Source organism: Bacillus sp. CDB3 (assembly GCF_002081505.1).
Lineage (GTDB): Bacteria > Bacillota > Bacilli > Bacillales > Bacillaceae_G > Bacillus_A > Bacillus_A cereus_AT.
In genome coordinates this window covers 20,109-33,068 of record NZ_ALBR01000029.1, presented here as the reverse complement: position 1 = coordinate 33,068, position 12,960 = coordinate 20,109, and the positions used below count along the sequence as shown (strand labels likewise).

The window sequence follows — 12,960 nt, the reverse complement described above, 5'->3', positions numbered from 1 at the left end:
ACTAAAAAATACTAAACTACCCCATCTAAATTTTAATATACTACTTTAAATAAAAACAGCATTTAACTTATCAAAAGTCATATATAGATTGCTAATGTCTTTATATATACCTAATAAAACACATACTTATACAAGTAAAAGATTTCATAACATATTATCTTATTTAGTCTTTCTAATTATTTCCACATTCAATTATTCCAAGAAGATTATACCTAAATGAACATTCCTCATTAAACTTCTGGCATGATAATCGTATGTAATAAAAAGACTTGATTCCCTCTTGTAGGTAATCAAGTCTTTTTTATCGTTTTGGGAATTTCCTTTGTTGCTCTTCAATAGAACGAATAATATTCTCTCTATCATCTTGAGTTATACCGATAGAAAATTCGTACGCTTCTTCCGTACACCATGCTGGGTTAAGTTCCAGCGATAAGCGAATAACAATGTTAAACTCCCCTGATTTTCCCCCCATAAATTCAAACGCTAAATTTGGTTCTATGAAATCTAGTTCGTTATATGTAGGGTTTGGTAAAGATTCAAACCATTTTATCATGTACTGTAAGTCGTATGTTTGTAAAAAAGGATCCATCGTTTCAAAAACTTTATTTTCTTCTGATAGTTTTGCCTTTATTCTTAACCAATTTCTATCACACTCGTCTTTTGCATCTTTATATTGGTAATTTACAACCTCTAAGCGTAATGCTACTTTTTTATTTTTAAAATTCATGACTATCCCCTTCTTTCTCGGAACCTTTTGTTTTATAAAGTTCTATTAATTCCGATCCTTAAAATCATTATTTATACATGAAATAAATTTGATTTGCGATATAATCTGAACTAAAGTGAAGTCCATTCCTTATCCACCACATGATGATACCTACCAAAGAGGCTGTTTTAATATCAACCGCAACATAGTCATCTGGCAAATCCTTTATCGTATTCTCTCTTCTCGTTTCTATTAATTGCTTTAAAAATAAAAATAGTTGCTCCTCAAATTGATTCATTTTAAATAATATAAATAAATAATTTCGATGGATATATAAATAATCAAGTAATTGTGTTAGCTTTTGTTTTTCTGATAAATCTTTTGCATGTATTAAATCAACAATTTTATTAGAAAGCTCATTTAAAATCTCATTTGTGATTTGGTCTAGTAAATCTTGAATATCTTGATAATGTAAGTAAAATGTTGTCCGATTTAATCCTGCTTTTGTTGCGACTTTCTGAACCGTTAAACTTGAAGTACTAGGATTCTCACATAGGAGAGCAAAAACAGCATTTTTAAACATTTCTCTTGAACGAACTGTACGAGGATCTTCTTTTTTAGGTGTAGACATTTTGAAACTCCTTTATAGATTTTCTCTTTACTTACTCGACAGTGCATACCTTATATGTCGAGTAGTGAACATTTTCAACAAAACTGTTCATGGTCAAAGAAAATTTATTTTGTTACCATTAATTTTATCGACACATTGTCGATAAATCAAGAAAACAATGAAGGAGTTTACCAATGCAAAAGGAAATATCAGAAAGAAATAAAAAAATTATATTAGTTGTGCTCATTGCCGGCTGTTTTTTATCAACACTGAATCAGACGCTATTAAATGTGGCGATGAGTAATTTAATGGAAGTATTTGATGTTACGGCTGCAACAGTGCAATGGCTATCAACAGGCTTTATGCTCATAAATGGTGTTCTCGTTCCAATTACTGCGTTTTTAATGAAACGATTTACAACAAGGCAGCTATTTATTAGCTCGATGCTCTCTTTGTTTATTGGGACGGTTCTCTGTGCATGCGCCATGAATTTTGGCATTCTGTTAACAGGAAGAATGATTCAAGCAGTTGGAGCAGGAATTATTATGCCGCTAATGATGACTGTTATTTTATATTTATACCCAAGTGAAAAGCGTGGAAGCATTATGGGGACCATCGGATTTGCCATCATTTTTGCACCAGCCATCGCTCCAACATTATCTGGATTTATCGTTGAATATGTTTCATGGAGATGGTTATTTATTGGATTAGCTCCATTTGTATTAATCGTTATTATTCTCGCGCTAAAATATTTAATGAATGTTGCTGAAACAACAAAAGCAAAATTAGATATCGTCAGTATCATTTTATCAACGGTTGGCTTTGGTTGTATTATATTCGGATTTAGTAGTGCAGGAAGTAAAGGATGGAATCATCCAGTTGTTATTATTACAATTATCATCGGAATAATCGTTACAACTCTATTCTGTTTACGTCAAATAAAGTCTAGCGATCCACTACTAAACTTATCCGTATTTAAATATAAAATTTTCACTCTTACTTCAATCATTAATATACTAATTACGATGATTATGTATGCGGATTTAATTCTATTACCGATTTACTTACAAAATGGACGAGGTTTTACTGCATTCGAATCCGGTCTACTTCTATTACCCGGAGCTGTCATTAATGCCTTCTTATCACCTATCACCGGGAAAATGTTTGATAAATACGGTGCAAAACCACTCTTTATTATAGGTTTAATATGTATCATTATTTCGATGTGGGGTGTAATTGATTTGACCGAATCCACAACTTATATGTATTTAATGATTCGTACCATTATTCTACGAATTGGGTTAAGCTTCATTTCTATGCCTTTAAATACAGCAGGTTTAAACGCTTTACCAAGAGAACTGGGTTCACATGGTTCCGCAGTAAATAATACGATTCGCCAATTAGCAGGTGCTATTGGAACAGCAGTTATCATCACAGTGTATACGATTCAGTCAACTTCACATACTTTACAGTTATCTAGTAATAACGGGAACATATCAGCTATGCAAGTAACAAAATTATCTTCTATCTTCAGCTCAAGTGATGCCTATGTATTTATGTTAGTCTTATCTTTTGTAGCACTGATATTTGCATGTTTTATGCCAAAAAAAGTGCACTCCAAAAATCCGAAAGTAACTCTTAAAACAAAAACTCCTACCGTATAGGAATACGAGTAGGATTTTTTATTATTTATTTCGTTGCCCCGTCTTCAGTCGTCTTCACCTTCGTTTTATTTTTATCACGATGGTTATAGTTGTACTTAGAACGATCTACTGGAGTGAAGCCTTCTGGTGTGTAGAATCGTAATAAGTCGCCGTTAACAACTTGGTCAGAGTATTTTAGTGATTTTTGAACCATTTGTTCATTTTGTTTTATTTCGTCTGTAAATTCTACTGGATTTCCAGTCGCTGTATCATAGTATTTGCCGTTCAGTGCAGTAACTGTTGGGCTTACGTAGTTACCGTTACGGAACGGAACGACTTGTTTATGATCTGGCGATAATAAATCTGATCCGAATTGGACATAATTCTTTGTATCTGTACCTAGTAAGTGTAATAACGTTGGAAGAACGTCAATTTCTCCGCCGTATTGATGTTGTACGCCACCTTTCATTCCAGGTACGCGAATGATTAAAGGTACACGTTGTAACTGTGCATTTTCAAATGAGTTCATTTCTTTACCCATTATTTGAGACATTGCTGCGCTATGATTATCTGAAATACCGTAATGGTCACCGTACATAACAATAATTGAGTTATCGTATAAACCAGATTGTTTCAAGTAATCCATGAATCCTTTCACAGACTCATCTAAATAGCGTGCTGTTTGGAAGTACGTATCTACTGATGAATCACCCGTTTTAGCTGGTTCAATCGTTGCTTCCGCTTTATCAATAGGATAAGGGAAATGGTTCGATAACGTAATGAACTTCGTATAGAACGGTTGTTTCAACGTTTGTAATAACGGAATCGATTCATTAAAGAACGGTTTATCTTTTAAGCCATAGTTTACTACATCTTTTTCGTTCATATCATAGTATGACGCATCAAAGAATTTATTAAAACCAAATGATTTATAAATTTCATCACGGTTCCAGAACGTTTTGTAGTTACCGTGGAACACTGCTGATGTATACCCTTGTTGACCTAAAATAGCTGGTGCTGATTGATACGTGTTATTAGCTTTATTTGTAAAAACAGATCCTTGCGGTAATCCAAACATTGAGTTCTCTAACATGAACTCAGCATCAGATGTTTTACCTTGTCCTGTTTGATGGAAGAAGTTATCAAAGTATAACGTATTCGCATCTTTTGTAAATGAGTTTAAGAACGGTGTAACTTCTTGACCATTTAATTTGTAGTTTAGTAAAAAGTTTTGGAATGACTCTAAATGAATATAAATTACGTTCATTCCTTTTCCTTTACCAAAATACTCAGGATTTGGACTTGCATACGTTGATGAAAGATAGTTTCTAACTTCTGTCATATTATCTCCATCAGCTAATGCTCGTTCGGTTGATGCTTTCGCACTTTGAATACCGTCATAAATCGTAAAGTTATACGCACCTAAATATTTCACGATATAATTGCGGTCAAATGTTCTTGTTAACAATTCAGGACGGTCAGATTCTGCAAGACCTAAGTTAATGCTAAAGAATAAAATACCTGCTACGAATACTAGAGATAATTTATGCTTCGCAACACGGATTGGTTTAGGATTTACAAATTTCGTTGCGACTAAAACAATTAGAATGATCGTATCTAAGAAATATAGTGGATCATATAAGTGTAGCAATGCAAAAATACTACCACCTAAATCTCCAAAGTTATTCGTTTGTGTTAATGTCGGGAATGTAATAAAGTCGCTGAAAAAGCGATAATATACTACGTTTGCGTATAAAAGTATAGACATTAACAAATTAATAACAATTAACCAAATGTAAGCTCGTTTCCCTTTTGCAAATAATGCTAGACCTAAAAATAGAACTGCTGAGCTTAACGGGTTGAAAAACAGTAAGAATTTTTGGATTGTGTTCGATATCCCCAAATTAAATTCTGTCACATATGCTGCATATGTTTTTAACCAAAGTAAAATAACGGCAAATACGAAAAATCCAAAATGATTACTTAATACTCGTTTACTCTTTAATAAAAATTGTTGCATCTCTCCACCTCTTTTGATCATCCAAGGCTTATTTTGTATAAGTCTGTCTCTCTATTCAATTTTTCTTCTTCAAATAGATTTTATTTGTTTAACTATATGAAGAATATTAGTAATTATAATTTGTAACTTTTATTTATTCAACTATTTCTTTCTAAACATTTTGACCTTGGTTTCTATTTAACAAAATAATTTTGTAACATTTCCTGTTTTCTCCCAAGGCTCATCCACTAATTATGACTCCACAAACTATAACCCTTTATTTCCTCATTTGCAAACTAATCTATCTCCAATTTTGGTACATATTTCACATAAGAAAAAGTGTTGTTTGAAATAATTACTCAAACTACACCTTTTCTACAAACTTATCCTTTATAACTTATTTCTCCAGTTTAAACTAATTCCTTTAGTCCCATAAACATTAAATCCCACCCATGCTCAGAACCATCATGATAGTCTTTAAGTGCTTTTTCAACATCAGATTTCTCCCAATTCTCCTCATGCGGAACGATAATATTTTGTGAAAATACCATTTCAGATCCTTGTTGTTTCTCCATTATTTCAACTGTAATTGTATCTTCTAATTCACTAAACTGTGGCATTTTAAATGTAAATGCTAATTTATCAGGACGATTCATTTCAATATATTCCCCAATTGCTCGATAGTCTGTTCCATTACGATGGCCGACAATTTCCCAACTTCCGCCTACCCCAGTAGTATTTTTTGTTATTTTATTCGTCCCTTCCAACGTAAAAAACAATTTCTTCATCATATCAGGGTTTATCCATGCTTCAAAATTTCTTCTGGTGCAACATCAAAATCCCTTACCATCGTTAATATTATTTTTGAATAATTATTCATTTTAGCCCCCCTTTATTTAAATACGAAGATTGTATTTCTTTTCAACAAAACCCCCGCTCTCATAAAGAAAGCGAGGGTTTTCACTATTTATTATTGACCTTTATACATTGCATCTACTTGTTTTTGAAGTTCTTCATTTTCTAAGTACTCATCGTAAGTTGCCTCTTTATCGATTACACCGTTTGGTGTTACTTCGATAATGCGGTTTGCAATCGTTTGTACGAACTGATGGTCATGAGATGTGAACAACATTGTACCTTTGAATGCAATTAAACCGTTGTTTAATGCAGTGATAGACTCAAGGTCTAAGTGGTTCGTTGGATCGTCAAGTGTGATTACGTTCGCACCACTTAACATCATTTTAGATAGCATACAACGAACTTTTTCGCCTCCAGATAATACAGAAACGTTCTTCTTAACTTCTTCACCTGAGAATAACATACGGCCTAAGAAACCACGTAAGAAGCTTTCTGACTCATCTTGTGGAGAGAATTGGCGTAACCAATCAACTAAGTTGAAGTCACTGTTCTCAAAGTATTTAGAGTTATCTCTTGGGAAGTACGATTGAGATGTTGTAACGCCCCATTTGAATGAACCGCTATCTGGCTCCATTTCACCCATAAGGATTTTAAATAATGTTGTCATCGCAATATCGTTACGACCAATAAATGCAACTTTATCACCTTTATTTAAAGTGAAGTACACATTATCTAACACTTTTTCACCATCAATTGTTTTAGAAAGACCTTCAACAGTTAATAAGTCATTTCCTATTTCACGCTCAGGTGTGAAGCCAACGAATGGATAACGACGTGATGATGGTCTAATATCATCTAATGTAATTTTATCTAATAATTTTTTACGAGAAGTTGCTTGTTTCGCTTTAGATGCGTTTGAGCTAAAGCGTGCAATGAAGTTTTGTAACTCTTTTACTTTCTCTTCTTTTTTCTTATTAGCATCTTGTGTTAATTTTAAAGCTAATTGGCTTGACTCATACCAGAAGTCATAGTTACCAACATAAAGTTGAATTTTACCGAAATCAAGATCAGCCATGTGCGTACAAACTTTATTTAAGAAGTGACGGTCATGGGATACAACGATTACTGTATTTTCAAAGTTCATTAAGAAGTTTTCTAACCATTGAATCGCTTTTAAGTCCAAGTGGTTGGTAGGCTCATCTAGTAATAGAATGTCAGGTTTACCGAATAAAGCTTGAGCAAGTAATACTTTTACTTTCTCTGCCCCAGTTAATTCTGACAATTTCTTATCATGAAGATCTTCACCAATACCAAGTCCTTTTAGTAAGATTGCAGCTTCTGACTCAGCTTCCCAACCGTTAAGCTCAGCGAACTCACCTTCAAGTTCAGCAGCACGCATACCATCTTCATCACTAAAGTCTTCTTTCATGTAAATGGCATTTTTCTCTTGCATTACTTTGTAAAGTTGCGTGTGACCCATAATTACTGTTTCTAATACTGGGAACTCTTCATATTCGAAGTGATTCTGTTTTAATACTGCTAGACGCTCACCTGGCGTAATATGTATGTCACCTGTTGATTGTTCGATTTCTCCAGATAAAATCTTTAGAAATGTTGATTTACCAGCACCGTTCGCTCCGATTAAACCGTAGCAATTACCTGGCGTGAATTTTATGTTAACATCTTCAAATAATTTGCGATCCGCAAAACGCAAACTAACGTTACTTACTGTAATCATTTGTGTCCTCCTACTAATACCGCTTATTTCAGCGTTTTCTCACCGATTGTCTTAAAAACCGCAAATTACGATTCACTTATTGTAGACTATAGCTATTATATAGTAGAAGATGGATGAATAGCAACGGTTGATTGCTATTCATCTCTTTTCATCCATGAATAAAATTCTTATTTTTAACGAAACAAGATTGTACAGAAATAAAATAAACTTTAAGGAGGATTTTTTTGAAGAAAACATTAATAATTGGTGCGTTATGTATATCTTTAGCTTCTTTAACTGGTTGCGGTGGTAATAACAATGCAAAAACACCTACTGAATCAAAACAAGAAAAAAAAGAAACGAAAGTAACAGTAGATTCAATTATCTCTGAATTTAAAAGTGCTGGTCTACAAGCAGAAAATCCAACTGGACTTCCAGAAAAAGAATTTGGTAATCTTCGAAAAGAAGGAAAACGTATTATCGTACCTGCGCTCGGTGAAGATAAAGGCGGTAGATTATTCGAAATTACAAAGAAAGACGACTTAGAGAAAGTTAAGAAATATTACGATGAATTAGGAAACTCATCTCCTATGTTATTCTCTCATACATACGCAAAAGGTAATTTCCTTTTACAGATGAATGGCGATATGAAAGACGAAGAATTTGCAAAATATAAAGATGTGATGGACAAGTTTATTAAATAAGAAAAATCCCCTTTTAAAATAACGGGTTCAGTTTAGGGAGAGAAAAATGCTAATAACCATTTGAAATAACACAATAATTTGTATGCATTTCGCATTATAAATAGCAAACTAAAATGCTCAGAAAATATTCTGATCGTTTTTATTTCCTTCTTCAACTAAAGCACCCGTTAGCGTAAGTACAATATTTCACAATATGTTACTTTAAGTATCAAAAACAGCGATGTCTTTTTAAAGAATTGCACCCGTTAGTGTAAAAAGCTATTTCACCATTTGTATTGTTAACTTATCTTTTAACATTGATCTATATGAGTCAATTTTCATATTTTGTATTATTAATTTTTTCTTTTTTCATTTTTAACATATCGAATATTTCTAACTCTAAATTCCTTCTAGCTTCAAGAACTTTTATCGCTCCTTCTACACCTGAATGGTTATGTTCTTTTCCATAGCCTTGGTTAGTGTAATAGTCGACAATTCCTGTGGACCATTCTGGGGTTCTTTCTTTTAATACCTTCCTAAATGAAAATTCAAGATCATCTTGTTCTACATACAATAACATTGGATTTAAATTCTCTATGATTTTTGCAACTTTCATTACATAATTTATTATTTTTTCTTTTTGTTCACCATATTTAATCATCCCAATCGTTAATGGATTTTGTATGAAACAACATTCAAAGATATAAACCTTATTGTCTTCTAGAGCAATTTCAGCAAAGTCATTCCATTTGTCAGCAATTAATTCAACATTTTTATCGAATGGTAATTCATATATATCATTTTTAAAAATAGCGTTAAATAATTCGTCCGAAAACTGGTCACCAAACTCATTTTTTATCTTTCTGTATGGTAATAAATAATTGTTTCCTTTTTTTAGAACTCTTTTAAGAAGCACTTCTTTAAAATCTCCACTGTTAGATAATAATCTATCGAATTCAAATTTATTAAAACAAGATACACCATCATAGTCGGCTGGGTGGTTCAAATTTCCCTCTAAAAATAGTTCAACTTCAATTTTATTTTGGCTTAGAATTTCATTTATTAGCTTTGCAGTGGTTGATTTTCCAAATCCAGGTAAACCTTCTACTATTATTAGTTTTGTGTTCATAGTTATAAATCCCTTCCCTCAAAGTATTTAACCAAGATTAAAAAGATCACTTACTCCACTGCAATCACCCCTTCAAACTTAAAGTAACTTAACCGTTAGTTTAAGAACATTTTTTCACAATCTCTATAATTATTTTAACATAAATTTCTATTTACCTTTTTAAAAAAGATAGTCCACCATTATTTGAGTGAACTATCTAAAGTAAATTATATCTTTTAAATCAAACACTGTGTCAGTAATCCCCAATCGTTGTGCTCGTGTTTTTACTGTTTTCTTTTCCTTCCTTTGTGGTAAATGACACACTTTTAAAAGGGGATTCTTTTATTTTCTTTTGCTTAATTTCTTTGTATAATCCTTCATTTTACTCGTTAACCCTATTAAAGCAGGTAACAATATTGGCATCACGATTAAAGCTAATAGTAAAAGTGCAACACCGACAACGGATGCTACTTGTATAAGCGTCAATACACCTGAAGGGATTAATGCAGCAAATGTACCACCTAAAATAAGTGCCGCTGATAATACAACTCCTCCTATGTGACGAGATGCATTTACAATTTTCGTTACCGAATCCCCTTCTATCTCGTTATAACGCATCATTACAAAAATGCTATAATCCACTCCTAAAGCGACAATCATTATGAAACTAAAGAATGGAACATTCCAGCTTAATGCATCTACATGTAATACATGCGTACTAATTTGTTCACTTATACCTAGTGATGCAAAGTACGCTAATATTAATGATCCAATAATAAAGATTGTGTTTAATAATGAACGTGTAATTACGATTAATACGATCGCAATTCCAATTAACATAATCGTAGCCGTACGTAAGAAATCTTGCCCGGTTACTTCTTTTAAATCAACGTTTCTAGCTGTTGTCCCTCCAATTGCTGTTTTCGCATTATTTAATTCGGTCCCCTTCAAAGTACCATCTATCGTTTTATTGATTTCTTGAATAATTGGCATCGCTTCTTTTGAATACGGATTCACGTCTAAAATGATTGTCATTTTAGCAGTCTTTCTATCGTGTGACATGTACGTATTCAAAGCTTTTTGGAAATCTTCTCCCTCTAAAACTTCTTTTGGAATATAAAACTTCTCTGAGCTTTTTGATTCATTTAGCTCGCCTAAATATTTCTGTGCGTCATTTAGGCCGTTACTTACTTTCCCAAGCCCTTCTGTACTTTTAGATAAGCCTAATTGTAATTGCCCCATCTTTTCTTGCAAATCTTTCAGCCCAGTTAATAGCTGGCCTTGCCCATCATTTATTTTTGTTAATCCGGTTTGTAACTCTGATGACTTGTTCGCAATTTGTTTTGAACCTGAAGCACCTTCATTTAATCCATTTTTAAGATCAGCTGCCCCTTTTTGTAATTTAGTAACTCCATTGCTCATTTCTTTTAAGCCGTTATCGACTTTCAATAATGATTGATTCGCTTCTTTAAATGACCCCATAGCTGCTTTATGTTGCGTCGCTAATTCATTTAATTCTTTTGATAGTACACTTAATTGCTTTTGAGCCTCTTTAGCAATTCCTATCGTTTGCAGTATGTTCGGATCATTTGCTAATTCTGGTTTCGTTTGAATGAAATTGGTTATTAATATTTCAATTTGTTCGTATCCTTTTTTGGCACCGTCAATCGCTTGAGAAATACTTCCGAAGTATTGATCGTAAGAACTTAAACCTTTTTCTAACTGGGCATAACCAGTATGAAGCTGTGACGTTGCATTAGATAGGACATTTATATTTTCATTTACTGAAGTTAACCCACTCTCAATTTGCTGTGCTCCTTGTGCCCCATCGTTTATTCCATTCGATAATTGATTCAACGCTGTTCCTAAAGCCGATACACCATTTTTCGCCTCTTTCGTTCCATCAATTAACTTTTGAACATTTGCGAGGCCGTCTGAGTCATTACCACCCATTTTATTTTTAGCATCCGTTAATCCATCATTGATTTCTTTTATGCCACCATTGGCATCTCCTAATCCTGTATTTAGTTCTCCTGCTTGTTTATTTATATATAATTCTTTTATCTTATCTCCAGTTGGACGTGTCGGTGCATATACTTCTGAAACACCTTTAACTTTCGAAATTTTATCAGTTAACTCATCTAAAGTTTGTAGAGACGTTCCTTCATCTAATTTTTTGTTAGATTGAACGACTAACGTACTTGGTGAAGAAAAACCAGGCGGAAAATGATCTTCTATTACGTTAATCCCCATCTTTGATTCGTACTTATTATCTACTTCAAATAAGTCATTGTAATTAAGTGTATTAGAATATTTTAATACGAAAGGAATCGATATCACGAATACAATAATTAAAGCTACAAATGGCCTTACTACTGAGTTTTTCGCAAAGAATCCCCATAAGCGGCTATCCTCATGACCTTTAAATGTTTTAACTGGATAAAACATTCCTTTTCCTAAAAGCACCATAAAAAATGGATTTAAAGTCGTTAATACGAGTAGTAATACTAAAACACCAATTGCTACCGCTGAAGTAGATTGATATAGTTTAAAACTTGCTAAAGCAAGTGATGCAAAACCAATTAGCACCGCTATACCGCTATATAATACGGTTTTACCTGCCGATTTAAATGTTTCTTTCGTGGCCAAAAATGCATTTTCTTGTTTATTCTTCTTTAAATCTCGTAAATAATAAAATGTTATAGTCTGTTCCTACTCCAAAGAGGACGACAACTACAAAGACTTGTGTAAAGTTTGAAAATGGGAAATTAAATTGATCTACAAGCTGAGCAATAATCCCCATTGAAACTAAATACGACACACCGACTGTAAGAAGAGAAACAATCGGAACAACTGGTGAACGGAATACAAGGATTAATACTACAAGAATGAAAATGATTGAAATAACTTCAGTCTTTTTCACTCCCTCTTGAGAGGATTTAAGAAAATCACCCGCTATTAAGTCACTTCCTGTTAAGTACGTTTTTACCCCTTTCGTTTGTACTTTTTTATGAAGATTATTTGCAACTTTTGATATTTCGCCATGCTTTTTGTCTATTGATATTTGCGTTAAAATAGTCGTATTATCTTTAGAAACTAACTGTTTCTCCAAGTCTTTATTATCTAAATGTGAAACAACTTCCTTTATTCCTAATTGCTCTTTTTCATTTTGCAGGGCTTTGATTGTTTTTATTATTTCCTCTTTTTGCTCAGTTGTTAAAGCTGTTTTACTTCCGCTATTGAAAACAGCTATAATGTCATACTTTTCAGTCCCGTCTTTATCCATTTCTTTTATCATTTTGTCAGCAATACTACTTTGTTCTGTATTAGGAATCGTAATGTGCCCTTTTTCTTTCACTAATTTATCCATATTAGGCATCGTTACGATCATTGTAATAGTAATAACTATCCATAATAGAAAAGATAAACTTCTCCAATTTTTTAGCTTGCTCATATGAATCATCTCCTGTTATTAGAATTTCATGTCGCATAGGGAATGAATATTCATTCCCCATTTTTGAAAATACCATTTTGGAATGAACGTTCATTCCTATTATCCTATTAAATTTTTTTCAATTCTATCAAACCACCACTTACGGAATGAATGTTCATTCCTGTCCTTATAAAGCTATAGAA

Annotated in this window: 5 protein-coding genes and 4 pseudogenes; 2 read left to right on the top strand and 7 right to left on the bottom strand. The window is 32.9% G+C overall.

All coding sequences use genetic code 11. The features are described from left to right. Positions 1 to 301 precede the first annotated feature (301 nt). Complete coding sequence (locus CDB3_RS09750; protein WP_128854317.1) at positions 302 to 727, bottom strand: WapI family immunity protein; 426 nt, start codon at positions 725 to 727, stop codon at positions 302 to 304. Between the two features lie 67 nt (positions 728 to 794). After that, positions 795 to 1,337, bottom strand: coding sequence for a TetR/AcrR family transcriptional regulator (locus CDB3_RS09745; RefSeq protein ID WP_128854316.1), 543 nt, complete (start codon positions 1,335 to 1,337; stop codon positions 795 to 797). 173 nt (positions 1,338 to 1,510) lie between these two features. Here CDB3_RS09745 and CDB3_RS09740 point away from each other — a divergent pair. Beyond that, positions 1,511 to 2,958, top strand: a pseudogene (locus CDB3_RS09740) (DHA2 family efflux MFS transporter permease subunit). 47 nt (positions 2,959 to 3,005) lie between these two features. Here CDB3_RS09740 and ltaS read toward each other — a convergent pair. The 3 genes and pseudogenes from ltaS to CDB3_RS09725 form a co-directional block, all read right to left on the bottom strand. Continuing rightward, a complete protein-coding gene (gene ltaS, locus CDB3_RS09735) occupies positions 3,006 to 4,979 on the bottom strand; it encodes a lipoteichoic acid synthase (protein WP_128854314.1) in 1,974 nt (657 codons plus the stop codon). 389 nt (positions 4,980 to 5,368) lie between these two features. Then, a pseudogene (locus CDB3_RS09730) lies at positions 5,369 to 5,838 on the bottom strand (SRPBCC family protein). Between the two features lie 90 nt (positions 5,839 to 5,928). Continuing rightward, positions 5,929 to 7,554, bottom strand: a complete 1,626-nt coding sequence (locus CDB3_RS09725) for an ABC-F family ATP-binding cassette domain-containing protein (RefSeq protein ID WP_000633869.1) — start codon at positions 7,552 to 7,554, stop codon at positions 5,929 to 5,931. A gap of 242 nt (positions 7,555 to 7,796) precedes the next feature. On the opposite strand from CDB3_RS09725, the gene CDB3_RS09720 reads away from it, so the two are divergent. Beyond that, on the top strand, positions 7,797 to 8,237 hold the full coding sequence (locus CDB3_RS09720; RefSeq protein ID WP_372708531.1) for a stress protein: 441 nt from the start codon (positions 7,797 to 7,799) through the stop codon (positions 8,235 to 8,237). Positions 8,238 to 8,495: 258 nt separating this feature from the next. Here CDB3_RS09720 and CDB3_RS09715 read toward each other — a convergent pair. Further along, positions 8,496 to 9,345, bottom strand: a pseudogene (locus CDB3_RS09715) (hypothetical protein). Positions 9,346 to 9,666: 321 nt separating this feature from the next. Continuing rightward, a pseudogene (locus CDB3_RS09710) lies at positions 9,667 to 12,778 on the bottom strand (MMPL family transporter). Positions 12,779 to 12,960 lie beyond the last annotated feature (182 nt).

Excerpts from the sequence above, each read along its gene's own strand:
- CDB3_RS09750 (WP_128854317.1), bottom strand. The coding sequence starts at position 727 with ATGAATTTTAAAAATAAAAAAGTAGCATTACGCTTAGAGGTTGTAAAT.
- CDB3_RS09725 (WP_000633869.1), bottom strand. The coding sequence starts at position 7,554 with ATGATTACAGTAAGTAACGTTAGTTTGCGTTTTGCGGATCGCAAATTA.
- CDB3_RS09745 (WP_128854316.1), bottom strand. The coding sequence starts at position 1,337 with ATGTCTACACCTAAAAAAGAAGATCCTCGTACAGTTCGTTCAAGAGAA.
- ltaS (WP_128854314.1), bottom strand. The coding sequence starts at position 4,979 with ATGCAACAATTTTTATTAAAGAGTAAACGAGTATTAAGTAATCATTTT.